Annotated in this window: 25 protein-coding genes; 11 read left to right on the top strand and 14 right to left on the bottom strand. The window is 59.3% G+C overall.

Annotation, left to right across the window (positions count from 1 at the left end; all coding sequences use genetic code 11):
- The first annotated feature begins 365 nt into the window (after positions 1 to 365).
- Positions 366 to 953 (top strand): DNA-3-methyladenine glycosylase, encoded by a 588-nt coding sequence (locus AC1U7K_RS19135; RefSeq protein WP_480253437.1) that lies wholly within the window; start codon positions 366 to 368, stop codon positions 951 to 953.
- Here the strand turns inward: AC1U7K_RS19135 and truD are convergent.
- Positions 950 to 2056, bottom strand: coding sequence for a tRNA pseudouridine(13) synthase TruD (gene truD / locus AC1U7K_RS19130; protein WP_480253436.1), 1107 nt, complete (start codon positions 2054 to 2056; stop codon positions 950 to 952). The two genes, AC1U7K_RS19135 and truD, sit on opposite strands and share 4 nt — an antisense overlap.
- Before the next feature lie 2 nt (positions 2057 to 2058).
- On the opposite strand from truD, the gene AC1U7K_RS19125 reads away from it, so the two are divergent.
- Both AC1U7K_RS19125 and AC1U7K_RS19120 read left to right on the top strand, forming a co-directional pair.
- The gene (locus AC1U7K_RS19125; protein ID WP_480253435.1) at positions 2059 to 2697 is read left to right on the top strand and encodes a hypothetical protein; all 639 of its coding nucleotides are present in this window, start codon (positions 2059 to 2061) and stop codon (positions 2695 to 2697) included.
- A 131-nt stretch (positions 2698 to 2828) separates the two neighbouring features.
- Positions 2829 to 3521, top strand: a complete 693-nt coding sequence (locus AC1U7K_RS19120; RefSeq protein ID WP_480253434.1) for a metallophosphoesterase — start codon at positions 2829 to 2831, stop codon at positions 3519 to 3521.
- Between the two features lie 17 nt (positions 3522 to 3538).
- Here AC1U7K_RS19120 and AC1U7K_RS19115 read toward each other — a convergent pair whose 3' ends face one another.
- Entirely contained in the window at positions 3539 to 4180 is a 642-nt protein-coding gene (locus tag AC1U7K_RS19115) for a HEAT repeat domain-containing protein (RefSeq protein ID WP_480253433.1), read from the bottom strand.
- Between the two features lie 123 nt (positions 4181 to 4303).
- On the opposite strand from AC1U7K_RS19115, the gene AC1U7K_RS19110 reads away from it, so the two are divergent.
- Together AC1U7K_RS19110 and AC1U7K_RS19105 are read left to right on the top strand one after the other, a co-directional pair.
- Complete coding sequence (locus tag AC1U7K_RS19110) at positions 4304 to 4909, top strand: nitroreductase family protein (protein ID WP_480253432.1); 606 nt, start codon at positions 4304 to 4306, stop codon at positions 4907 to 4909.
- A gap of 27 nt (positions 4910 to 4936) precedes the next feature.
- On the top strand, positions 4937 to 5692 hold the full coding sequence (locus AC1U7K_RS19105) for an MBL fold metallo-hydrolase (RefSeq protein ID WP_480253431.1): 756 nt from the start codon (positions 4937 to 4939) through the stop codon (positions 5690 to 5692).
- A gap of 25 nt (positions 5693 to 5717) precedes the next feature.
- Here the strand turns inward: AC1U7K_RS19105 and AC1U7K_RS19100 are convergent, their stop codons facing one another.
- From AC1U7K_RS19100 to AC1U7K_RS19085, 4 genes are read right to left on the bottom strand one after another with little or no spacing between them, the layout of a single operon-like run.
- The gene (locus tag AC1U7K_RS19100; RefSeq protein ID WP_480253430.1) at positions 5718 to 6578 is read right to left on the bottom strand and encodes a SirB1 family protein; all 861 of its coding nucleotides are present in this window, start codon (positions 6576 to 6578) and stop codon (positions 5718 to 5720) included.
- Between the two features lie 50 nt (positions 6579 to 6628).
- Positions 6629 to 7408, bottom strand: a complete 780-nt coding sequence (locus AC1U7K_RS19095) for an ABC transporter permease (protein ID WP_480253429.1) — start codon at positions 7406 to 7408, stop codon at positions 6629 to 6631.
- Positions 7408 to 8391, bottom strand: a complete 984-nt coding sequence (locus tag AC1U7K_RS19090) for an ABC transporter ATP-binding protein (protein WP_480253428.1) — start codon at positions 8389 to 8391, stop codon at positions 7408 to 7410. The genes AC1U7K_RS19095 and AC1U7K_RS19090 overlap by 1 nt, the downstream gene beginning before the upstream one ends.
- A complete protein-coding gene (locus AC1U7K_RS19085) occupies positions 8388 to 9050 on the bottom strand; it encodes an LON peptidase substrate-binding domain-containing protein (RefSeq protein ID WP_480253427.1) in 663 nt (220 codons plus the stop codon). Before AC1U7K_RS19085 ends, AC1U7K_RS19090 begins: the two co-directional genes overlap by 4 nt.
- A 105-nt stretch (positions 9051 to 9155) precedes the next feature.
- Between AC1U7K_RS19085 and AC1U7K_RS19080 the strand changes: the two genes are divergently transcribed.
- The 3 genes from AC1U7K_RS19080 (at position 9156) to AC1U7K_RS19070 (ending at position 12173) form a co-directional block, all read left to right on the top strand.
- Entirely contained in the window at positions 9156 to 10325 is a 1170-nt protein-coding gene (locus tag AC1U7K_RS19080; protein WP_480253479.1) for a lipocalin-like domain-containing protein, read from the top strand.
- A 13-nt stretch (positions 10326 to 10338) separates the two neighbouring features.
- Positions 10339 to 11406 (top strand): WD40/YVTN/BNR-like repeat-containing protein, encoded by a 1068-nt coding sequence (locus AC1U7K_RS19075; protein WP_480253426.1) that lies wholly within the window; start codon positions 10339 to 10341, stop codon positions 11404 to 11406.
- 257 nt (positions 11407 to 11663) lie between these two features.
- Positions 11664 to 12173, top strand: a complete 510-nt coding sequence (locus AC1U7K_RS19070) for a winged helix-turn-helix domain-containing protein (RefSeq protein ID WP_480253425.1) — start codon at positions 11664 to 11666, stop codon at positions 12171 to 12173.
- Positions 12174 to 12353: 180 nt separating this feature from the next.
- On the opposite strand, the gene lpxC is transcribed toward AC1U7K_RS19070, so the two are convergent.
- Positions 12354 to 13280, bottom strand: coding sequence for a UDP-3-O-acyl-N-acetylglucosamine deacetylase (gene lpxC, locus AC1U7K_RS19065; RefSeq protein WP_480253424.1), 927 nt, complete (start codon positions 13278 to 13280; stop codon positions 12354 to 12356).
- 436 nt (positions 13281 to 13716) lie between these two features.
- Here lpxC and AC1U7K_RS19060 point away from each other — a divergent pair, with 436 nt between their 5' ends.
- From AC1U7K_RS19060 to AC1U7K_RS19050, 3 genes are read left to right on the top strand one after another with little or no spacing between them, the layout of a single operon-like run.
- Complete coding sequence (locus AC1U7K_RS19060) at positions 13717 to 14472, top strand: glycosyltransferase family 2 protein (protein WP_480253423.1); 756 nt, start codon at positions 13717 to 13719, stop codon at positions 14470 to 14472.
- A 27-nt stretch (positions 14473 to 14499) separates the two neighbouring features.
- Entirely contained in the window at positions 14500 to 14814 is a 315-nt protein-coding gene (locus AC1U7K_RS19055) for a lipid-A-disaccharide synthase N-terminal domain-containing protein (RefSeq protein WP_480253422.1), read from the top strand.
- The gene (locus tag AC1U7K_RS19050) at positions 14811 to 16526 is read left to right on the top strand and encodes an ArnT family glycosyltransferase (RefSeq protein WP_480253421.1); all 1716 of its coding nucleotides are present in this window, start codon (positions 14811 to 14813) and stop codon (positions 16524 to 16526) included. The genes AC1U7K_RS19055 and AC1U7K_RS19050 overlap by 4 nt, the downstream gene beginning before the upstream one ends.
- 23 nt (positions 16527 to 16549) lie before the next feature.
- Here the strand turns inward: AC1U7K_RS19050 and AC1U7K_RS19045 are convergent, their stop codons facing one another.
- Genes AC1U7K_RS19045 through AC1U7K_RS19015 form a run of 7 tightly spaced genes read right to left on the bottom strand, consistent with a single transcriptional unit; the run spans position 16550 to position 24313 of the window.
- Positions 16550 to 17629 carry a phosphatase PAP2 family protein gene (locus AC1U7K_RS19045; RefSeq protein WP_480253420.1) on the bottom strand — a complete coding sequence of 360 codons (1080 nt, stop codon included), beginning with the start codon at positions 17627 to 17629 and terminating at the stop codon, positions 16550 to 16552.
- A 5-nt stretch (positions 17630 to 17634) separates the two neighbouring features.
- A complete protein-coding gene (locus tag AC1U7K_RS19040; RefSeq protein ID WP_480253419.1) occupies positions 17635 to 18750 on the bottom strand; it encodes a TolB family protein in 1116 nt (371 codons plus the stop codon).
- Positions 18747 to 20966, bottom strand: a complete 2220-nt coding sequence (locus tag AC1U7K_RS19035; RefSeq protein WP_480253418.1) for a M1 family metallopeptidase — start codon at positions 20964 to 20966, stop codon at positions 18747 to 18749. Before AC1U7K_RS19035 ends, AC1U7K_RS19040 begins: the two co-directional genes overlap by 4 nt.
- Entirely contained in the window at positions 20914 to 21843 is a 930-nt protein-coding gene (gene ftsY / locus AC1U7K_RS19030) for a signal recognition particle-docking protein FtsY (RefSeq protein ID WP_480253417.1), read from the bottom strand. The genes AC1U7K_RS19035 and ftsY overlap by 53 nt, the downstream gene beginning before the upstream one ends.
- Before the next feature lie 2 nt (positions 21844 to 21845).
- Positions 21846 to 22340 (bottom strand): rRNA maturation RNase YbeY, encoded by a 495-nt coding sequence (ybeY, locus tag AC1U7K_RS19025; protein ID WP_480253416.1) that lies wholly within the window; start codon positions 22338 to 22340, stop codon positions 21846 to 21848.
- Positions 22340 to 23392: a PhoH family protein gene (locus AC1U7K_RS19020; protein WP_480253415.1), complete on the bottom strand. Its 1053-nt coding sequence runs from the start codon at positions 23390 to 23392 to the stop codon at positions 22340 to 22342. Before AC1U7K_RS19020 ends, ybeY begins: the two co-directional genes overlap by 1 nt.
- A 30-nt stretch (positions 23393 to 23422) precedes the next feature.
- A complete protein-coding gene (locus tag AC1U7K_RS19015) occupies positions 23423 to 24313 on the bottom strand; it encodes an Ig domain-containing protein (RefSeq protein WP_480253414.1) in 891 nt (296 codons plus the stop codon).
- Positions 24314 to 24351: the final 38 nt, after the last annotated feature.

Here is a 24351-nt window from a genome sequence, read left to right as displayed (position 1 = left end):
CCCTGCCTCGCCTCTGCGAGGTCGCTCAGCTGATTCCCCTGGCAGCACGCTTGCCCTGCCGCCATCACTGTGCCGCCTCTCCAAGCCACGTACTTGGGTGTTCGCCGCTGACGGCGGACCGGCAGGTCACCGGCCCTGATAGCTCGAGTTCGCTGCGGTACGTCCTGCCCGTGAAGTGGCCCCCGTGGCCGGCTCGAGGAGATCGTCTTCATCCAAACCTGTTCGACACGAACTGAGAGCAGGTCACCTTCTATTTCCCCTCACGGCTGCGAACGGAGCCGGCCGGGTTGCGGACATCCACTTCGTCCCCGGGGCGCGGCGCTTTGTGATGGGCGGGGTCGCATGGTATTTTTAGGCGATTTCCTATGCGGACTCGACCCTCACCGATCCTCCAACGCGACTACTTTGCGCAACCGACGCTTGAGGTCGCCCGAAACCTCCTCGGCACCTATCTACTCCGGCGCACCAATAAAGGCCTGCGGGCGGGGCGCATCATCGAGGTCGAAGCGTATGTGGGTCCCGAGGACAAGGCATGCCATGCCTCCAAGGGCCGGACGGCACGGACTGACGTGCTTTTTGGTCCACCGGGGATCGCCTACGTCTACCTGATTTACGGGATGTATCACTGCCTGAATGTCGTGACGGAGCGAGAAGGCTTTCCCGCCGCGGTGTTGATCCGAGCAATTGAAGAGCGCCGCTCACCCGCTCACTTGATCGATGGTCCCGGTCGCCTGTGCCGCGCCTTTGAGATCGACCGGACGTTGAATCGATGGGATCTGACGCGGGGGCGGGAGCTGTGGCTGGAAGACCGTGGCGAGACCGTGCCGGACGGCATGGTCATCTGCGCGCCCCGCATTGGCGTGGATTACGCCGGAGAATGGGCCCACAAACCGTGGCGGTTCCGAATCGCCGGCACGGAATCTCGAAAACGATCCGGCACAGCGGGTCGTTAACATTGCACGTGGCCGGATTGGTGATCCATCTTCATCAGCTCACGCAGCACATTCGTGGCATAGGCCCCGGGGGGAAGCGTACATTTCAGTACGAGGGTGGTGTCTTCAACGGACCAATTCAAGTCGGCGGCCTTGAATCGGAGCGGGCGCCGCTCTCCGCGAAATCCGCACGCGCGCGCAGCCGCCTGAAGGCCTTCTGGCGTTTCGCCCGCGCTCTTGACGGCGGCCCGTTCGATCTCCCCTGGCTCACCAGACGCCCACGGCGCACGGGAGCCGAACAGAATCCCGGTCGGGCTGATGTCGAAAGCGACGACCCGCGGCTGCTCCCGCTCGGCGTCCTCGACCTGAAAGCACGCACCGTTGGCATGCTTCATCGCCCAGTCCCCCGGCATCACGCGATCGAGAGTGTGGATTCGGGCCGCGACGATCTTATTGAACAGGAACGATTGGTAGGCATGCAGATACCAAAGCCGCTGTGATCGGCCCATTCGTGTCCGTCCCGCCGCATCCCTCAGCAAGCCCGCGCCGGCTCGGTAGTTCTGGCCGCTCCGGCCCTGCCGCTGACTGCCGAAATAGTTCGGGACACCGCGGCGGCTCATCTCTTCGAGGATGCGGGAGATACGCGGCGCCGCATCGCGGTGAATCTCCCGAACCACCAGACGAAATCGATTCCCGCGGTGATGGCCCGTTCGCAGACGATTGCGATGCCGGCCGAGTACATCAATCGCGAGGATGCGAGGATCACGGGTCAGCCGACCAAGGGACTGCTCATCCACGCCCTGCACCGAGACGTATTGTGTCGTCACCGCGCGCGCATCCTTGAGACCCGCCACCCCAATGCGTTGCGCTTTGACACCCAATACCGACGCGAACATCCTCACCATGTCGGGCGTGGAAAGGCCGCGCTTCGTGACGCGCAGGTACAGGTGTTCGCCGCTTCCAGCCGGCTGATACAGCGGAAGCTCCTCCACCTGAAAGTCTTCGGGTTGCGCCTTGATGATGCCGCCAATGCCTGGAATGGCTTCGGTGAGATAGGGTAAGGTCTCTTCGACAATCGTCTTCGATTGCGTCACGGCCCCGTGGAACTCCGTGTTATACTTCATCCATGCGCAACCGATCCCACTGGGCTGCCGTCGGCACGATAGGCGTCGCCCTGCTGGGACCGTTGTTCATTGAAACGGTCACGGTCGCGATGGCGCGGGCCGACACCGACATCTTCGCGACCTTTACCGCCCATATCGAGCGGCAAATTCAGACCGATAAACGTGCGTTCGTCACGGCACAGCTCTGCACGCAGTGGTTCTACAAACAGCTCTCGCCCACGCCGAAACCGCCCTCGGCGAGCCCTATCGCGTTCGAAGGATCGGGACGCGATCCTCTGGAGGACGCAGCCGCCTGTCGAGGTCGGTACGCCAATCTCGATGCCGCCCGGCACGATACGTCAAAAACGCAATCGGCGCTGTCCGTGACGCTGACATTCTACGAGTTCGCCCTCGTCGGCGATCGCGATGACGACAGCCGCTACAACGAGACCGAGCTCAGGGACATGATGGAATGCTTCGGGCTGATATTCAATGCGGTATTGCCCGCGACCGCGCACCTCGCGGTACTCGACCGGCATTTCGTCTGGATTCAGGAACAGGGCGGATTGGAAGCCCTGATGACAGGCATGGGTCTCCTCTACGACCGTGGCTATCGCCTGACTGCGCACGATCGGACGGCGATCGCGCACATTTCCGAATGAGCGAACCGCGTCCCGGTCTGCCCGCCGCTCGCACCCGTCTCCTTCATCAGTCGTCCAAGCTTTTCCATCATCTCTTCACGCGCGTGCCCGGCTGCGAGTTCGGGTTGTCTCACACGGAGCATACACGGCTCATGTGTAGCCATCGGCCGCTGGCGGGACGCCGGGCGGTTCATCTCAGCGACCTCCATCTGGATCGGTACCTGCCCCGGCACGATCGGCTGCTCAGTGCGATCGCAGACCTTCGCCCCGATTGGGTCTTCATTACCGGCGACCTCATGACCATTCCAAGGGGAGTCGAGCCGCTGTTTCGATTCCTCTCATCCCTGCGCGCGATCGCGCCGGTCTATCTCACGCTCGGCAATCACGACCATTACAGCGGCGTGCCGCTCGATCGTTATCTGGAATTAGCCGATCAGCACAAGGTGTACCTGCTGGTCAACCAGCTCGTGCTGGTCCCCTTCCCCAGCGGGGAACTGGCCATCGCCGGCCTTGACGATCCTTCGCTCCACCGCGCCGACCCGGCGTGCATTCCGCCACGTCACCCCGGTCGCTTCACCGTCGTGTTGGCGCACGCGCCAAACGTGCTCGATCTTCTCGACCACACCCATGCCGCAGACTTGATCCTCTGCGGTCACAGCCACGGTGGGCAGTGTCGCCTGCCGCCGGTTCCGACGGTGTGGTTGCCTCACGGCTGTAACGGACGCGCGAGCGGCCTCCACGAGCGAAACGGGCATCGGCTGTACGTGAATCGCGGCATCGGCTGGTCGATGCTGCCGATCCGCTGGCTGTGCCCGCCGGAGATCGTCATTATCGAATGGGAATAATGGCGTCGCGCACTCACTTACGATAATCGCTCAACGGCCTCGCGCGCCCGGCTCCGCACCGTTTGATCCCAGTCTTCTTTCATCAACGCGAGAAGCTTGTCCTTGGCTTCGATCGCCCGCAACCGACCGAGCCCCAGCGCCGCGCACCCGCGCACGTACGCGTGGTCGTCATCGAGTGCTTTCATCAACAGAGGGATCACCCGCCGGTCTTGAAGCACGCCGAGGTAGCTCGCGGCCATTCCCCGTATCCGGTGCTGTTTGTCTCCAACCGCCGTTCGTAACGTGTCGCTCAGTATGTCCACCAGCATCGGCGCCACCGATTCCAAGCCGTCAACACGATACCGGTTCACCTCAATGAGCGCAAAAGCCAGATCCCGCCGCTTGTCAGGGACCGTCTCTCGCGGGAGGCGGGCGAGCAAGCGCGCGCGCTTGGCCAGGCGTCTTCGTCGTCTTTGAACCGCCAAGACGCCGGCCCACACCGCCGCCACGGTTGCCGCTACCGCAAGCGTAACGGGAATCGCTTGCTCGACCAGATAGTCTTGTGTATCCGGCGAGAGCCGTTTCCAAATCCACACCGCGGCAATGATCACGCCCAGCAGGAGAAAGACGGCCGTGAGATTGACCTGGCCGTGCTGCCCGTACCTCTTCATGCCGCTCATCTTAGCGTGCTCGTTCGATGATTTCGACACGAGCACTCCACGGCCGTCCCGATTGACACCAACCCTCGATCTACGACATAAACCGTCCTGTTTCATTGCCCCACCGAAGTGCCGGAGGCCACGATGGAGAAACGCGCTGAGACCGCGCACCCGATCAACGAGTTGCTCGCACGACGGTGGAGCCCGCGGGCGTTCGGCGACCGGCTCTTGACGCGCGAGGAGATTTGCTCATTGTTCGAAGCCGCGCGCTGGGCCCCGTCGTCGTACAATGAGCAGCCATGGCGTTTCTTGATGGCTACCCGCGATCAGCCGGTCGAGTTTGATCGGATGGTGCGATGCCTCATTGAGGGCAACCAAGTATGGGCGCGCCGCGCACCGCTCCTGATGCTCACCGTGGCGACACTCTCGTTTTCTCAGACAGGCACTCCAAACCGCCATGCCTACCATGACATCGGCCTGGCCGTTGAGAATCTTGTGATTCAAGCGACAGCCATGGGACTCGTGGTACACCAGATGGCGGGCATTCATCTCGACCATATCCGAGCCGAGTATCGACTTCCCGATGGATACGATCCGGTGACAGCTGTGGCCGTCGGCAGGCCGGGTGATCCCGCCATCCTGCCGGACCGCCTGCGCCAGCGCGAATTGGCACCGCGTTCGCGTCGGCCGCTCCCTGACTTCGTCTTCTCGGGTGAGTGGGGAAGGCCGTGGTCACGCCTTGAACGCTGAGCAGCCGGCGACGCGGAGCTTGTGAGGATGATGCAAGTCACGATTCTCGGCTCCGGCACCAACGTCCATCCACGGCGTGCGGCGGCCGGTTATCTCGTACAGACCGATGGCGTCTTCCTGCTGGACTTCGGCCCGCGCACGCTCATGAATCTCATGAAGACGGGAATCGATCGCCATCGATTGACTCACGTGCTCTTCACGCACTTCCACGCCGATCATTTCTCGGATGTCATCACATACCTCTTCGATGAAGTCTATTATTCGCGACACGTCGCACGGCGAGACGATCTGACGCTGATCGGACCGCGGGGGACTCGACGACTCTTCGAGACGATCACGCGCACGTTCCCGAGCTTCAACAAGGGTAAGTTCCGCCTTCGGCTACGCGAAGTCGAAGGGCGGCCGCTTCGGATTGGAGCGACCAAGATCACGCCGGTCACCATGTCCCACACGCCGGACTTGCATTGCGTCGGGTATCGGCTGGAGTACGGCGGCCAATGCGTGGCCTATTCGGGGGATACCGAATACTGTGACGGCGTGGTGCGGCTGTGCGGTGATGCCACGATCGCGATTCTGGATTGTTCATTTCCGGCGCAGCAGCCGGGGCCGGCCCATCTGACTGCCGATCAGTGCGGCCGTGTGGCACGGGAAGCCGGCGCTCAGCGGCTGATCCTGTCACACTTTTATCCTGTCGCGGAGCGCTACGATGTGAAAGCCCAGGCTGGCGAGAAGTTTTCAGGGACGATCACGAAGGCCAGGGACTTGATGACGGTGCGACTCTGACAGGTCGAGCGGCCCGTCTCGAGCCTCAATCACATTCCGCTCGTGTGGTTCCGCCTAAAATCTCCATGAACCGGCCGAGACGGCCCGTCTTCAAGCCGTCGTCCAGCTTCGTGTAAATGGCGATCAAATTCTTGAGCATGCGGATGAGGATGGCGCGGTTGGAGCTTTTGCAGAGATACTTCTCTTCGAATCCATACCCGGCTTGGACCAGGAATCGCGCGCAATCGCGCTCCGTCAAGAGAGCGCCCCCGTTGAAGCAGTCGATGAAGATTTTGTAGCGGTCCGACTCGAATTTGACGAGGAAGTGTCCCGGCATTCCCACGCCATGGAGCGGCAACCTGAGACGGCTCCCGACAAGCAGGTAGACGGTGGAGAGGCTGATCGGGATGCCGGTCCGCCGGTCGATGACGCGATTCAAGTAGCTGTTGTCGGCTTCGTAATAGTTCTTAGTATTGCCACGAAATCCCTGCTCCGCAAAGAGATAGCGATTGAGGATCTTGACCGCCTCTTCCCCGGACACCCGCCGGCCCATGCGGTCACGCACTTCACTCGCCATTGCTTCGATCTTCCTGCGGTAGTCGCAGACATCGAGATTGGGAAACGCATATCGGGCAAGAAGAAAGGCCCCCTTTTCGAGGTCTACTTCTTCATCTGCGGCGGCGCTCAACTCACGGAAGCCGTCCTCCAACCGAGTCCCGCGAATCTCATCGAGGATGGCTTCGATGCGACGGGCCATCTCGGGCTGCTCGATCTCGGCCTCGAGCAGCAGCGGAATCGCGCAATCGCCCATTTCGATCAACCGACTGCTGATGGTCTTCGCAATCCGGTCGTCGTTATCGGAGAGCAAGCGGATCAACGCCCGGATCTTGTGCTCGTTCCCAACCACCGTTTCTCCCGCTTACTCATTATACCTGCAGGCCGGTTGCTCGGTTGCCCTTAGCCGAGCGATCGTTGAAATGCTCGATGGCTTCCATAGAGGCAGACGGCATCGAATATCAGCATGATCACGACCACCATACCGACCCGGGGCAACGCCTGTGTCCAACCGGACAAAATCAGGGGCCGAACGGCATCGATCGCCCACGTCATGGGATTGAGCATCGCGAGGGCCTCCATCCAGGTCGGCATGGCCGTGAGCGGCACCAATGCGGAGCTCAAAAAAATCATCGGAAGCGAGAGGAAGCCCAGAGCGGAAAAGAAATCGCCATGGCTTTTGACCGAGAAGGCCATTGCCATCGAAATCGCGGTCAGGCCCACACCGAACAGGATCCCGATCAGGAGGATGACGGCGACGCCCAGAAATCCCGTGGCCGGATGGACGCCGAAGAGTGAGGCGACACCGAGAATGACGAGGACCTGGAGCGACGTCACCGCCATGACAAAAATGAACCGGCTGAGAATAACAGACGTCCGGTGGATCGGGGTCGACATCAACCGCTCGAGAAAGCCGTTCTCCTTGTCGAAGAGCAAATCCACGCCGCCGGCCAATCCGTTATTCAAGACCGTCATGACCACGACGCCGGCCGCGAGAAAGCTGATGTAGTTGGGCGCCTGCATGACTTGGGTGTCCGCTGCCCGCTGAAAGAGGTTCCCGAAGAAGATCAACCAGAACAACATGGGTTGGACCAGCGTGAAGAGCATGCTGAAGCGCTCGCGGCTCAACCGCCGGACCCAACGCATGGTCAGCGCGCCGATTTCTTGGAGATACTCGTGCATTATCGGTCGTCCTCACCTTGTGGCAGTTCCTCACGGAAGGCGCGCCCCGTGTATGCGATGAATACGTCATCGAGCCGTGCCCGATGATAGTTGATGCCATCGAGCGGACAGCCCGCCCGGCCGGCGGCATCCAATACCGCGGGCAGAGCCTTCTCAAACGAGTCAACGCGAACATCGATCCGGTGGTCCTTGGTCGTCGCCCCCCGGATGCCAGCGAGCCCTTCCAGCGCCCGGCTGAGCGCGGCGAGTTGAGTGGGTGTCGCCTCGGCAATCGAGAGCGACAGCGTGTCCCCTCCGAGCCCGGCCTTCAGCTCGGCTGGCGATCCCAAAGCCTTGATGCGTCCCGCATCGATGATCGCTAGTCGATCGCACAATTGATCCGCCTCATCGAGATAATTGGTCGTCATGACGATGGTGATGCCACGCTCCTTCAGACGACGGATGTAATCCCAGATTCGGAGCCGGCTCTGTACGTCCAACCCCAAGGTCGGCTCATCGAGAAAGATGAGACGCGGGTTGGGCAAGAGACCGCAGGCAATGTCAAGCTTGCGCTTCATGCCTCCGGAATAATTCTTCGCCGGCTGATCGGCGCGATCCTCCAAATCCACGAGACGGAGAAGCTCGGTGATACGCTGCTGGGCTTCGGCCTTCGGCAGGTGGTAGAGGGCCGCCAGCAGTTCCAGGTGTTCGCGCCCGGTGAGGAATCGATCGAGCGCGCGCTCCTGGGGAACATAGCCGATGACGCGGCGAACCTTCTCGGGTTCCCTGGCCACATCATGGCCCAGGACGGTGGCGTGGCCGGCCGTAGGGTGCAGCAAGGTAATCAAGATCCGCAGAGTGGTACTCTTACCCGCGCCGTTCGGCCCGAGCAGGCCAAAAATCTCACCGCCGTACACTTGGAAGGACACATCATCGACCGCGCGATGCGTGCCGAAGGTTTTGGTCAGCCCGACGGTCTCGATCGCGACGGCGCGGCTCATCATCCCCGTCCCATCAGGCCGCCCGATTGTTGACGGCGGAATTGCAGCAGATCGTTGAGCCGGCGCGCGCGTTGCACGAGCGTATCGGCCTCCAGCAATAGTTGTTTCTCAATGACCGTGAGATCCAAGAGGGAGGCCAGGGTGTTGATCAGCACCTCATCGCTCAAGTCCGACGTCAATCCCCGCGTCCAGTCAGGTCGATCCGGCCGTCGGCTCACGGCATTGCGAACCAAGGCAAGCGTACTCGCACGAACGGCGTCAGGCAGGGGATCGATCCGATCGGGCCTGATCTCGATCTGGGCCCGTCGATAACTCCTGTCGTAGAATTCTTGGCAGACCGTGTAACGAGCGAGACCTTGAAGCAGGATGTTGTATCGGCCGTCCGGCAAGCGCTTCACGCGGATCAACCGCCCGATGCAGCCGATCTCATAGATCGGAGGATTGCGCTCATAATCGTGTTCCCATCCTTCTTTGAGCAGCGCCATCCCAATGTATTGCGGACCACCCAGCGTATCAGCGACCATGGCGCGATAGCGCGGCTCGAAAATATGGAGTGGCAAATAGGTCTTGGGAAAAAAGACGACGTTGGGAAGGGGGAAGACGGGAATCCGATCGGGAAGCTGAAGAAGAGACGACTCGTCGGCCGACCGGCTTGATCCCATGGACATTCCACACGATAGCCGATGGTTGTGAATCCTGTCAACGCTTGCAACGGAAAGAGAAACGCGAAAAACCCTTGTTGCCATTGATGATTGCGTGCTCTCGGTGTGCGTGCTATAAGCGGTCCCGTGAAGGCTCGCAGCCATGCCAGCAACCGCGTTCATGACCGCGTGTGGCGCACATTCCTGACCATTACAATTGCCATTGTCGGTATCACGCTCAGCGTCCCAACGTCAGGAAAAGAACGACTCGCCCTGCCCGGCTATCACTACCACTTTCCTGTGGACCATGGATCGCATGACGAGTTTCGAACCGAGTGGTGGTACTACACTGGTCATCTGAGCTCAGAGAACGGCCGACGCTTTGGTTTCGAATTGACATTTTTCCGAGAGAGAATGAACGAGGACCTCGTCCGCGACAATCCGTCCCGGTGGGCGGTGAGACACCTCTACTTGGCACATGCCGCGGTCACCGATGTAGAGAGTGGTCGTTTCCGCTACGCCGAAAAGGTCAGCCGCGCGGCACTTGGCAAGGCTGGTGCCGACCAGGATCGTCTACGCGTCTGGATTGACCGCTGGTTTGCTGAAGCGGCGGAGGACCATCAGTCCTATCGCTTGTCGACTTCTGGGGATGATTTTTCATTTAATCTCACGCTTGTCCCCGCCAAGCCCGCTGTTGTGCACGGCATCGATGGCGTGAGCCGAAAAGGAGATGAGCGCGGGCAGGCGTCGCACTACTATTCGTTCACCCGCTTGCGAACCGAGGGCACGATAACGCTCCAGGGAAAGTCATTCGCCGTCCATGGACTGAGTTGGATGGATCATGAGTTCGGATCAGCAAGCCTGGGACAGGATCAGGTGGGCTGGGATTGGTTTAGTCTCCAACTGCAGGACGAGACGGAGTTGATGTTTTATCGACTGCGGCGGGCAGACGGCTCGACGGATCGTGTGTCCAGCGGGACGTATGTCGGCCGGGATGGGAGCCTGCGCCACCTACAGGTCGATCATCTCCACATCGAGGAGCTGTCGTCATGGAACAGTCCCGCGAGCGGCGCACGCTATCCAAGCCGCTGGCGCCTCACCGTGCCGTCGCTCTCCTTGTCGCTGATCCTCACGCCTCTTGTTGCTGATCAAGAACTCATCACCGCTCGGAGCACGCAAGTGACCTACTGGGAGGGCGCGGTTCAAGTCACCGGCATGAAGAATGGCGCGCCGGTTGCCGGACACGGATACGTTGAACTGACCGGGTATGCCGCGCCCTTCCGTGGCGGCTCGTAAAGATCATCGACAGATGAAGATACTTCGCGCGATCATCAGCGTGGCGTGGAGCAGCGCGGCTGTACGGGTCTGGTCGATCCTTCTCGTGTTGAGCAGCGCCGCGTGCGGCAAAGCCAGTGACGCCATCGTGTCCATTGCGGTTCATCCGACGAATCCTCGCATCCTCTACGTGGCGACGAATGAGTCGGTGTATAAAACGCGTGACGGCGGAGAAACCTGGGAACGCATGGCGACTGATCTCAGCACCTACCGGGTCCTCTCCCTGTCGCTCGATCCGCAGCATCCCGCGACCGTCTACGCCGGGACCATGTTCGATGCGGTGTACAAGAGTCCCGACGGCGGTCAGCACTGGATCGCACACAATGCCGGCCTGAAGGAACATGTGTCGGTCGTCAATCAATTTGCCTTTGACCCACGGGACAGCGAAACAATCTACGCCGCGACAACGGTGGGCGTGTTCCGAAGTACGGATGGCGGCCGCCTGTGGGAGGAACGAATGGCCGGCATGAAGGAAGTGCACATCGTCGTGACGATCGCCATTGATCCACAACGGCCGTCAATCTTGTATGCCGGCACGACAGGGGGCGCGTATCGCAGCACGGACAGCGGCAACAGTTGGAAGAAAATCAACAATGGGCTGATTCCACCAGAGATTCTGGACGCCTCTCTGGCGCTCGGGGTCAATGCCATCGCGGTTGATCCTCAGCGGCCGGACGTGATCTATGCCGGCACAACGAAAGGGCTCTTCAAGTCGGTTGATATGGGGAATTCGTGGACCCGTATCGGAACGGCGTTATCGGATCAATACATCAGCAGTCTCATCATCGACCCTCAGCACACCAATGTACTGTATATCGGAGGCCGCGCCGGTATCCACAAGAGCACGGACGGAGGGGAAACGTGGGAAAGCATGAATACGGGGTTGGAGACGACGAATGTTCGAAGCATCAGCATGAGTCCGCTCAACACCAATAGCCTGTACGTCGGGACAAACGGCAGCGGTCTCTACAAGAGTGAGGACGGCGGTAAGAGCTGGCGACCTCTTCCTCTTTCACCAAAACCATCCTCAATGCCGTCATAACGGCAAGGACAGGCTTCCCCATTCGCCGCTCGCTTGCATGCTTGGCCGGCTCGCCCGAAAGCCAAGGCGCTTTCCCCTTTTAACGCTTTCATTTCTAAATCAACATGCTTAGGTCCTCATCAAGCGCTCACTGTCCCTGGCTGCTTTACTCGCTTACGCATGAGCACGCACTCTACCAACAAGCATTATGATTTTTTTTGTTGACTGCGTATAAAAGCTGTGCTACAAAGCAAGCATGCACACAAGAGGTCTTGCTTGTGGAAGAACTAAAAGACATTCTGGTCGGTCTGGAACAGCGAATTAGCGCCTACAAGAGTCGCTTGCAGGAACTCGAAAAAAAACGGGGCCGCCTCGAGGAAGAAATCGCGACCATCAAGAAGTATTTAGAACTGGCCGAAACTCTCTACCGCGTCGAAGCTGACAAGGCCAAGCTCGCCAGCCTGTCCAGTCAAATCATCCCCGACGACAAGGGCGTTCGCCCTTTACCGGTCATGGACGTCACCGACAAATCCCGAGAGCTGCTCTTGGGACGGAGCAAGTACGTGGGAATGAGTGTGCCTGAGGCGGCGTACCAAATTCTCCGCGAAGCCAAGCACTCGATGCATGCCAAGGAGCTGATTCAGAGATTGGTCGAGGGCGGCATTCAAATCAAAGGGAAAACGCCGCTGACGTCTGTTGCGACCAGCCTCAAGCGCGACAAACGTTTCCGAAAGGTGGGTCCCAATACGTTCGAGGCTGTGGAAGAACCATTAACCGAAGCGGTGTGAACCGTGTGGGCGTAGCCGCTTTAGCCCGTGAAAGGAGGTGAGTTCACTTGGCGACGAAGAAGGCAGCGAAGAAGAAAAAGAAGTAATCCCCCCGGATTCTACGCCGGGAGTAAGGCCACTTACTCCCGGCGTTCTTCCCTCGATGTTTTTCAAACCGAAACGAAACAAGCCTGAGGCGGATCAACAGTAGGAGGCGGGTTGCTGCGCGAAGGCCGGCCTGGGCGGCTGAGTTCCATTCATCCGCTCACTGGCATTAATCAGGACCCACTTGTCGGGCTGAGCGAGAATCGCTTCGACCAATTTCGTGTGAAGGGCATGGCCGGCGCGATCTGCGGTGATGTGACCGATCACGGGGACCCTTAAGAAGGCTAAATCTCCGATGAGGTCCAGGACCTTATGGCGGACGAATTCATCGTGAAATCGAAGGCCGGATTCGTTCAAGACGCCGTCTTCAGAGAGGATGATCGTATTATCGAGTGAGCCACCCTTCCCGAGTCCTCGCGCCCAGAGATATTTCACCTCTTTCATAAAGCCGAATGTCCGGGCTCCGGCGATGGTCTGCTCAAAGAGATCCGTTGACCACTCATAGACGTGAGTCTGCCGTTGGATGAGCGGATGGTCGTACTGAATGGAGTACGTAATGCGCGTCGTCGGCGACGGCTCGATCACGATTCGCTTCACCCCATCCACGACTTCAATCGGCTCCGTGATCTTTAAAAAGGCCTGCGGCATGGCTTGTGGCGCGATTCCGGCAGCCTGAATGAGGTGCACGAATGGGGCGGCGCTGCCGTCCATGACCGGAACCTCTCCAGCAGTCACCTCCAAAAACACATTATCGACGCCGAGGCCGGAAAGAGCCGCGAGGATATGCTCAACAGTCTTAACGGCCACGCCGTTGGCACTAATTGTCGTGCACAGCTCTGCAGGAACGAGGTTCTTGACGGACGCGGAGAGGGCCACTTCGCGCCCTTCGTGGCGATGAACAAAGACGATGCCCGTTCCCGGCGGTGCAGGGGAGAGGGTCATGGTCACCGGAAGGCCGCTGTGGAGCCCGATCCCCGAGCAGGTCATCGATCGAGCAATCGTCTGTTGTGTGCGCATAATCATATGCCGGGATACCAAGCAACCCATGTGCCAACGATGCCAACGTTTAACGGCATCAGAAGACTTTGTAGTATAAACGCTTTTATCTGAGATCCGTGAAATCGATATGCCTTCGTGTTGCAAAAACAAAACAGTGTGGTGTTTAGAAGTCCGTCACCGGGTGGTTTTCCTTCAGGATAGCAATCGTAGCGTATTGCATGGTTTTTAGTAGAAGCCGCACGACTCAAACTTCTATTCGCCCGTGCTCAACACTCTACTTGCATGAACGAATAATCAGGCTGAAACACGTTCATGTGTACTCCCCAAACAGAGTCTCCGTGCAGAGACAGATGTGTGACGGATCCATGACGATTTTCAACGCGTGCGCGTAAGGAAGAATTTGCCATCATTCTCCGCTTCCAGTAGAATGAACCGATTCGAGAGGGATGCGCTACCCGGCATGACAGTTTCACCCCGCCCGTGGATCTCGGTCGTCATCCCCATCAAGGATGAACGCGACAACCTCCCTCCTCTCACGGAACAACTGTTAAAGATCCTCGCCACCGCACCACGTTCAGCATCCACCGACTTCGAAATCTTGTTCGTCGACGATGGCAGCTCCGATGGCAGCGCTCAGGTGCTCGACAACTTAGCGGCGATGTACCGACAGGTCCGCGTGCTCCACTTCGACCGAAATTATGGGCAAACGTCGGCATTCGATGCAGGCTTCCGGCATGCGGCCGGTGAACTGATCGCAACCATGGACGGGGATCTTCAGTTTGACGCGGCGGATATTCTGACTCTCCTCCCCCTCTCAGCCCGGTATGATCTTGTGTGTGGCTGGCGGAAGGATCGCCATGACAATATCGTCCGAAAGATTTCCTCTCGGATCGCGAACCGCGTCCGCAGTACCATTACAGGCGATCGTGTGCATGACACCGGCTGCTCACTGAAGATCTTTCGCCGCGCCGTCGTCGAACGCATCGCCCTCTTTGAGGGTATGCATCGCTTCTTTCCTGCCCTGGCACTCATGCATGGCTTTACCGTCACCGAAGTGCCGGTCCGGCATTTTCCCCGCGCCCATGGCGTGTCGAAATACGGCGTCGGGAATCGATTGTTCAAGAGTCTCTACGATCTCATTGCGGTTCGTTGGATGCAGTCCCGCTGCCTGCACTATCGCTATCGTGAGGAAGCCGGTCCATCACCTCGGTCGTGACCTTCCCTTCCGATTGCCGTACGCCCTATGCCGAGCGCTGAGACGATTTGGATCCTGATCGGCTTTCTCGGTCAGGGCATTTTCTTCCTCCGCTGGCTCGTGCAGTGGCTCGCGTCAGAGCGCAGTGCTGAAAGCCGCGTCCCAATCGGCTTTTGGTATCTGAGCTTGATTGGCGGCCTCATCACCCTCGCGTATGCGCTGTACCGCAAGGATCCGGTGTTCATTGCCGGGCAGAGCATCGGCACGTTGGTGTACGTGCGAAATTTGATGTTGATCCGCAAGACGGTGCCGCCGACCGCATTGAAGTCTCCCTCTCCGGGAACCGCAACAGGTCAGCATTGAAGACACGCCTTCCGTTGCTGGCCTTGCTCGCCTTCGCCGCCTTCCTGTTCTTTCTCGATCTCGGGGAACTCGGCTTAACGGATCGGGATGAGGGAAGTAATGCCGAGGCCGCACGCGAGATGGTCGAGAGCGGCAACTGGCTCTACCCGACGCTGAACGGAGAGCCGCGCTTCGCCAAACCCATTCTCATCTACTGGCTGACCTCCGCCGCTTATCTCCTCCTCGGCGTGAGTGAATTTTCTGCGCGGTTCCCATCCGCGCTTTTTGCGGTGGGTCTGATCGTTCTTCAATACCGCTTTGCTTACACAGTAAAGGGACCGCTCGTCGCCATGCTCGCCGGCCTCATGCTGCTGCTGAACATAGAAATGCTCGCCATCGGCCGTATGGCGTTGACCGACAGCGTCTTGATCTTCTGGACCACTCTGGCTCTGTACGGTTTTTGGCTCGGGCTTCACGGGACGGGCCGTCAGCGTCACTACATCTGGCTGTTCTATGTTGGAATGGGATTGGCAACGTTGACCAAAGGTCCTGTGGGTATCATCGTCCCGTTATTGGCCGTCGGCCCCTACCTCTTTCTCACAAGACGGTGGCCCGAATTCTGGAGGCGGGGATTTCCAGTCGCGGGCCTTGTGCTGTTTCTCGCCATTGCCGTCCCGTGGTACGCCGCGATGCTGGCCATTCATGGCTCGCGGTACACGGCATCGGCGCAAGCCGATACGGTCGGCCGCTTTCTGAACGTCATCGGCGGCCATGACGGCACCCTGTTGTTCTACATTCCGGTCCTGTTGATCGGTCTCTTTCCCTGGAGCGGCTTTCTTCCGGCCGCCCTCTATGAGGCCATCCGCCGATGGCGCACGGTGAAATGGACAAGGGAAGCGGACGATGCGCGACGACAAGCAGAGCTTGAACTGTTTGCGGCGCTATGGGTGATGGGTGTGTTTGTGTTTTTCACAGTGTCGGCCACACGATTGCCCCATTACATTGGCCCCCTGTTTCCGCCTGCGACGTTGCTGATCGGCATCTACTGGGTTCGCATGCTCGGGGTGCCGGCGACCAGCGGGCTCAAATGGGCTCTACGCCTCACGATGCTCGTTGGGTATCTCCTCGGCTTTGCGCTGGTCTCCGCATCGAGCTTGTACTCGACGTTCCTGACCCAAATCGCGAAGGAGTTTCCGGCGGCGGCGCAGGCGGACCCGGGCAATGGACCGTTTGCCGCCGGCTTGATTCTGCTGGTCGGGATGGGGCTGGTGGGCTACTTCGGATTTTCGGATGATCGGCGGGCTGGCGCGATCTGGACATCCGCGGTGACGTTCGTCCTCGTCGTGCTGATCGCGGTCGAAGTGACCCTTCCGCGGTTTAGCCGCTACTTTATCGATCCGCCTCACCAGTTAAGTTACATCGCCGGGCTGAACCTCAAGCCGGAAGAAGAATTGATCGTCTACGGCCCCCCCAAACCGTCGGTCCTCTTTTACGCCAAACGCCGAGCCGTGATGATCAAGCCCGGGGAAGAAGGTCAAATGAAATCGCACCTCACCGCCGGCGGACGAACGATGATCCTCCTCCCTTCACGGCTCAAGGCGCGCCTGCCGGCCGAAGCCGACGGATTTTCCCCCCTGCTCGACCGATACGGCTATACGCTACTGGCGAACCAGCCGATCGTGAACGTTCCGCAGCCTCAATCACCTCTTCCGCCGAATCCTCACGGGCTGTAGCCGACAAGGCTCACTTCTCTGGTCTAAAGAATCGGCAGCATGCCGCTGATCTGCTGAATCGCCAACATCGCCAGGACGAGACCGATGGCCACTGGCACTTCATGGAGAAGCAGATCGAGGGTCGACATTCGCGACCGCCATTGATACGGATGAAAGACGTTTAGGCGAAGCGTGGCAGCGGAGGATGACTCCATCCGCATCTCCTTTCCATGGAGCGTATACACGAGACACACCAATACGACGAGGCCCATGATCAGGAAGGACCGCGTCGTGATCGCCAAAGCGAGAACAATCAATGCGGCGGCATATGACGGTGCACACTGGCCCTGCACGCGATAATACACACGAGCGGAGAATCCGGCGACCATTGCCACCGCGCCGACGAGCACCGCAACGATATGGTGCTCGACGGTGCCCCTACTGTGCGAGGCCAGCCAAAGAACGGTCAACAGCCCCAGCAGTGGTGGAAGCATCGCGACTGTCGCCTCCATCGCGGATTGCCTCCAGAACCGAAGGGGATGGACGACGATGGCGCCGATCAGCATGCCGAGACAGAGGCCGGCTGCGATGTCCGTCGGGAAATGTGATCCTCGCACAACGCGGCTGACCGCGACGAAGCCGGCGAGTGCATACACCAGCCACGCTGTGCGCGGAAAGCGTTGTGCGATCACGGTTGCGACGGCAAACGACGCCGTCGTGTGCCCGGACGGAAACGAATCAAGCCCGGCGTCGAAGGACGGCCCCCACGGGAATCCTTCAGTACCGTGAAGCAGACGTGGACGCGGCCGTCCCACCGTATGCTTCAAACCCTGCGTGATCAATGCCGCCACACCGTGCGCGATGAGTGTTTGTATGCCCGTGAGACGGAGTTCGAGATGTCGTCGAAGCAATCCTCCGGCGGCGATGACCACGCTGATCACGACGAGGACGAGTCCGCTCCCCAGACTCGTGCCCACGTCGCCGATCCGTTCCAACATCGGGAGATGAACTGACCTCATGAATCGCGCCAGCGGCAGGTCTATTTGGAAGAGCGCCCAGAAGATGAGCGAGAGAATGAGCACGGACAAGAGGCTGGCGAGCACACGCCGTGATCGCGGATTCAAGAGCGTCACGGAACCCAGTCGGCGAGAAAGACGTTGAACTCACCGCGCGCCGACGCGTTGCGGTCCGAGATCCACACCAATTTCTTGCCGTCGGGGGAGAACATGGGGAAGCTGTTGAAGGTGCCGTCAAACGTAATACGTTCCAGACCGCTGCCGTCGTCGCTGATCAAGAAGAGATGAAAGGACGGCGGGCCGTTCGATTCCGGATCGTGCTCATTGGAGGAGTAGATGATTCGCCGCCCATCAGGGTGAAAGAACGGGGCAAAGTTCGACCGGCCATTGCGGGTCACCTGGCGCTTGGCGCTGCCGTCCGCATTCATCACAAAAATTTCCAGGTGACTCGGCTCGACGAGTTGCTGCGCGAGCAGTGCGCGATACGCTTCGACCTCCTCGGGTGCTCTCGGATGGGACGCGCGATACACGATGCGCCGGCTATCGGGCGAGAAGAAAGCTCCTCCGTCGTATCCGAGTTCCTCGGTCAGTCTTCGAACGTGGGTGCCATCGAGATTCATCGCATAGACGTCGAGATCGCCATCTCTCATCGACGTAAAGACAATGGTCTTGCCGTCCGGCGAGATCGTCGCCTCGGCATCATAGCCCGACGTCGCGGTCAGCCGATGCATCTCCTGACCGTCGAGTCGAACCGAGAAAATATCGTAGTCATCGAGCGCCCAGCGGTAGCGTCCTTCCCGTTTGGCCTTGGGGGGGCAGCTCGGGGCCTTTAGATGCGTCGAGGAGAAGAGGACTCGTCGATCACCCGGGAAGAAATATCCGCACGTCGTCGCACCGACGCCTGGGCTCACCAAACGAATGACCTGGCTTTCCAAGTCGAGAACATACATCTGGTAGCAGTCGAAGCCCGCTGCACTCTTGTGCTGGCTTTCGGCAAAACTGCCGGCCGTCCAATTGTTCGTCGATTGGAAAATCAACTTGGTGCCGTCAAAGGAGAAATAGGCCTCGGCGTTCTGTCGGCCAAAGGTCAACTGTCGGATGTTGGCCAAGTGGCGTTCTCGGCGGTCGGCTGATTTCGCTGGCTGGGCGAATTCTCCAGCATCCAAGAGCAGCGCTGGAATCGCTATCACTGCGGCAACAACGGCAAGCAAGAGCGTCTTGGCACTCATGGAAGATGAACCGTCAAAGGATCCTCCTCGATAAAATCACCTCGCGCAATGACTTTTCCTTCATCGAATATCACATAGCTTGCCCATCCATAAAAAAACAAGAGGCGTGCGACCTTCCCAACACCGGCGGGCGTGCCATCGAAGAAGGTGACGACCGCGTTTCGATCCCCTGCCCTCCGGCACGAGATGAGAAAGGCCAGTTGTGCTCCTCGGAAATCACGCTCCCCTATGACAATCCCGTCCGCGTGCCTCTTCACGCGGTCTCCGCATGCCGCCCACGCGGTCTCCGCAGTTCCGCCGACCGATGTCCCACCGAGAATCAGCACCGATCCTCGAGGGGGTAACCGATCTGCAGCCGTGACGACATCGATCCCGCCCGCCTGCGTCCTCAACCGTCCGACCACTTCACTGTATGGTCCCTTTTGATCTGCGGAGCCAGCCACGAGCACCGAACGGTGGTCGTCTGTCACAAACAGATTGAGCATCGGTGGAAGCGCGTGCCGAGGAATCCGGCGGAACACCTCTAGGTCCGGATCGAACGCCACTGTGCGGGGCCGGCGAGGGACAAGCACTTCGAGCGTCTGCGTCCTCGAGTTGACCGACACGCTTCTGACCACCCTCGTTCCGTCGTCCAATTCGAGATGGAGGGGTATGAGGAGCCGATACGCCGGGCGGCTTTGCTCAACTTTCACCGTCACTCGGTAGCTCGACTCGCGGTCAGCGGGGATCGCGGCAGCGGAGAAAGATGTAATCTCCGGTGCTCCCGGCTGATCCACCCATTGTGCAAAGAACCAACCCAGATCCCGACCGGCTGACGCTGAGAATATTTCGGCGATGTCCGCCCAAGCGGCATAGTGTTGCGCGTATCGCTGAACGAGGGTACGAAGCCCGCTCCAAAAGGCGTCCTCGCCGATTTCCCGGCGGAGCATATGAAAGACCATCGCTGCTTTTTGATACCCAATGGCATTGTCCTTCTGATCGGTCTTCCGCGTAAATTCACCGATCGCATAGTCGCGATCCGGAGGCACATAGACGGCGTAGCCGGCGATCATCAGGCGCCGTTGCTCTCGGGTTTTGGCCGGCGTTCCGGTCAGCTCATCATAGTAGTAGTTGGCCAGATAGGTGGTAAGGCCTTCGACCCAATTGCCGGACTCGGGCTGATTGAACACCCAATTCCCTATCCAGCTGTGGACGATCTCATGGCCCAAGGCATAAGGCTGAACATAGTGCCGCTTGATCACGCCGCTCCCGAGCAGCGTCAACGACGGCATGCCGAGGCCGCTCGCAAAAAAATTCTCGACCACGGCAAACTTCGGGTACGGATAGGGACCGAGCCTTTCCGTATAGGTTTCAAGATAACGGGTCGACGCATCAAGATACTCGGGCGCGAGCGCCTGATCCTCCTCGAATAAATACGTCTCCACGTCAATATCCCGCCAGGGGCGCGTCGACCTCACGAACCGATTCGCGACGAGTGTCAAGGCTTCGGTCTTGGCCGTCACCGTCCATGTACTGCTCCATTTTCCGTTGGACATCGATTCTCCGACCCGCCTGCCGTGTGTCACGGCCTGCCAGCCCTGCGGAAGGCTGACCTCAATATCAAAGACGGGCAGCGAATCCGCCAGATCTGGATACCAATGCGTTTCGCCACTCAAATACACGCCTTCCGGGCCGATGTGACCGGCCGTCTCACTTGGCGTCACGAACCGAAGATGCCGCGGCTCGCGTGGTGGATCGTCAATGAGGCCACCGTACTCCCACACCAAGACTACGGAGTCATTCTGAGACAGAGTCCCAGCCCATTCGACAATGATGAGTCGGGCGCCTTGTTCTGCTTCTTTCGTCCCTTCCGGCCCGTAAGTCAAACGCACATCCGTTTCGATACCGTCATGGTCAAGATTCACACGTTTCGGCATCAACGCTTTGTGCAGAAGGAACGCCAGCCGCGCTCGGCCGCTCCGGTGAATCCTCACAACGAGACGGTCAAGGACTCGGAGTTGATGGTGCGTCGGTGTGACATCGACGGTGAGGTGGTGAGAATCAATCTGAGCGACCGCATCCGGCAGCATCTGATCTTCATCGGCTTGCGCGCTAGAGGCCGTTGAGGCGAGGACAAAGACGAAGACCGAGAGGAGCCGCGCCATGACTGAAGACGGGCCCGGCTCACGAAGCCGCGGTATCTTTCGCAAATAGCGCATCGACAAATTCCTGTGCATGGAAATCCTGAAGATCCTCGGCACTCTCTCCCACCCCGATCAGACGGACTGGAAGCTTCAGCTCCTCACTGATCGCAACCACAATCCCGCCTCGTGCCGTCCCGTCCAGTTTTGTCAACGCGATACCGGTGACCCCCACCGCCTCATGAAACTGGCGGGCTTGCGACAAGGCGTTCTGCCCCACCGTCGCGTCCAGCGTGAGCAGAACTTCATGGGGCGCACCTGGCAACTCGCGTGCAAGCACCCGTTTGACTTTCCGCAGTTCCTCCATCAGATTTGTTTTGGTGTGAAGCCGACCGGCGGTATCGATGAGCACGACATCCACGTGCCGGGCCCTGGCGGCGGCGAGACCATCAAAAACGACGGCGGCAGGGTCGGCGCCCTGCCGATGCGTGATGACGTCGACTCCAATTCTTTCCCCCCAGGTTTGCAGTTGTTCGATGGCTGCAGCGCGAAATGTGTCAGCGGCAACAAGGAGGGACTTGAAGCCATCCTGCTTCAGCCGTTGGGCAAGTTTCGCCAACGTGGTGGTCTTCCCGACACCGTTGACGCCGACGGCCAGAATGACAAACGGCCGCGGACCGTCCTTGATGAGCTGTTCAACCGGTCGCTCCTCAGCAAAACGGAGTGTCTCCAGGAGAGTGCCCTTGACGATCTCCAGAGCGATTTGCGACCGATTCCCTGCTCCATGCGCTTCCTTGAGGCGATCGATGAGCCGCTGGACCGTGCTCACACCAAGGTCCGCCGAGATCAGCGCAGCTTCCAGTTCGTCCAACACCTCGGGATCGAGACCACGACCGATCAGGCGGTCCACCGACTGACGAACGGCGTTGCGGGTCTTCGTCAACCCGCTTGTTAAGCGGTCAAACCACCCCATTCTTACTCCCTTCTCGAGCCATGCGATCGTTGACGGGATCGTCGATCCGGCGCGACCAGTCGAGGCGCGGGCGCAACTTCGCGTAGAAGCTGCTGTTCCTTTCGGCGCATCAGACGGGCCTCGGCCTCTTCGCGCTCATGGTCATAGCCGAGAAGGTGCAACACGCCGTGAACGAGCAATATCACTATTTCTTGACTGACGCTGTGACGATGGTGGCACGCTTGTCTGGCGGCCTGTGGAACCGAAATGACGAGATCACCGAGCAACGGAGAGGAGGGACCTCCAGCCTCCCGTGTTGCAAACGCCAAGATGTCCGTCGTGCGGTCCACCTGGCGATAGCGGTGGTTCAACCGTTGCATTCTTCCATCGCCAATGAACTCGACGCTGAGGAGATCATTGTGACAGCCGAGGCGTGACAAGATGTGCTCGAGCACGCGCTCAACTGCCGACACGCGTACGTGCGTCGCGCGGAGCCGACTCCTCACCAGCACGGGCATCAGTGGGGCTGACCGTCGAGGCCTTCGCGCGACGAACGGCGAGTGGAAGATCGTGCGGGACGGGCTGAATGAGAGGGATCAGGATGTTCATCTGACCGGGCCGGCTGCCTCTGACCGTGGCGGTCGTACGCCTTGATAATCTCCTGTACGAGCCGATGTCGGACCACGTCTTTGTCGCTAAAGTAGACGAACTCGATCCCAGGGATGTCTTTCAGAATCTCTTTGATCTGCACAAGCCCAGAAATACGCTCGGCCGGAAGGTCCACCTGTGTAATATCGCCGGTCACGACCGCCTTCGAATTGAATCCCAACCGCGTCAGGAACATCTTCATCTGCTCGGCGGTCGCGTTTTGTGCCTCATCAAGAATAACAAACGAATCATTCAACGTGCGGCCCCGCATGAAAGCCAGGGGGGCGATCTCAATCTCACCCCGCTCGACCAGTCGGTTCGCGCGTTCGAGATCCATCATATCGTAAAGCGCATCGTAGAGCGGCCGAAGATACGGGTTGACTTTCGCGTACATGTCTCCGGGTAAAAAGCCCAGCTTTTCTCCGGCCTCTACCGCGGGCCGCGCAAGAATGATTCGGCTGACCTGCCTCCGCATTAAAGCCGCGACCGCCATGGCCATCGCCAAGTAGGTCTTACCCGTTCCGGCCGGCCCAATGCCAATGACCACATCGTATTTTTCGATCGCTTCGATGTAGGCCTTTTGGGCAGCCGACTTCGGCGCGACCAAGCGCTTCTTCGTTGAAACCGGGACGCTTGTTTGAAGGAGATCTTTGAGAGGGGCGGCGTCGCTGTGACGGGAAGCCTTCAGAGCCAGCGTCACGTCTTCGGCGCGTAGATCATAGCCCTGAGAAGTGAGCGCCGCCAACTCGTGAAGGACGCCCTCAGCGCTGCGAACCGCTTCGGATGGTCCATCCAATGCGACTTCGTCCCCACGCGCGGAGATCCGCACGCCAAGCTCATCCTCAATCAACTTGAGATGAAGGTCATGTCGACCGAAGAGACTAGCGGTATTCGTGCCCTCTCGAAGCTTGAGCTTACGCACGCCTGACGAGTGCTGTCCTCCTTCTGAACGTCATTCTAACAGAGCACGATTTTGAGTGACAAGGCGGGTGTGCACGCTCGGAGCTTTCGAGAAGTGCAGTCGAGAGGCGGTTGGGGCGGAAGCAAACGTCAAATCGAACTCTTGATACGCGTGCGAGTCGTATGGGTCAGTGGCGGTTACCCGAACGCGAAACGACCCGACTGTTTTTCCGGAGAGCGGCCACTCGATTCGACCACTTTTGCGGTCGATCCGCATGCCCTCCGGCGCAGCTTCGAGTGCATAGGTAAGCGGGTCGCCATCGCGGTCTTCGGCTAAGACTTGGTAGATGAATTGCCCTCGTTCGATCTTATCGGGAGGCACCGAGTTGATGACGGGATGACTGTTGACAATAACGACGGGGCCGGAAACCCTTGCTTTGCCCTTCGTGGTCTCATCAAAAGGTGTCACTTCTACAAATATGACGTCACCCCGGGAAAACTCGGCAGTAGCTAAGGCATCTTCTTCTCCGTCCGCAACCTTGCTCTCGTTTCGGAACCAACGATAGCGGTAATGGATTGGATCGCCATCGGGATCGAACGCACTGATCGTGGCACGAACAATGTCACCACGTTTCGGCTCTTCAGGCCCTAAGACCAATTCTTTGATGTCGGGAGGAGTATTCCCGACAATCGCGTCGGTATGGGCTACCACTCCCGCTGTATGCCCGTCATACGGCGTGACGTCAACTGAGACGTGATCCCCTCGCTTCAGCCCATGCCACTCAAATATGTCATGCGTTGCACCTTCAACGATCTGTCCGTTTACTTTCCACCGATGTCGAAACGTGATGAGATCGCTGTCGGCATCATGGCCTTGAGTAACGGCTGAGACAGGCCTATTCAAAACGATGGGGTCTGGCTGAATGCGGACACTCACAATCACGGGGGGGTGGTTCACCGCCAATGATGAAGTCGCCGGAG

This window comes from Nitrospira sp. Vd2 (assembly GCF_979581665.1).
Note: the sequence above shows the minus strand (reverse complement) of the source record. Positions and strands in the feature narration are given on the sequence as shown.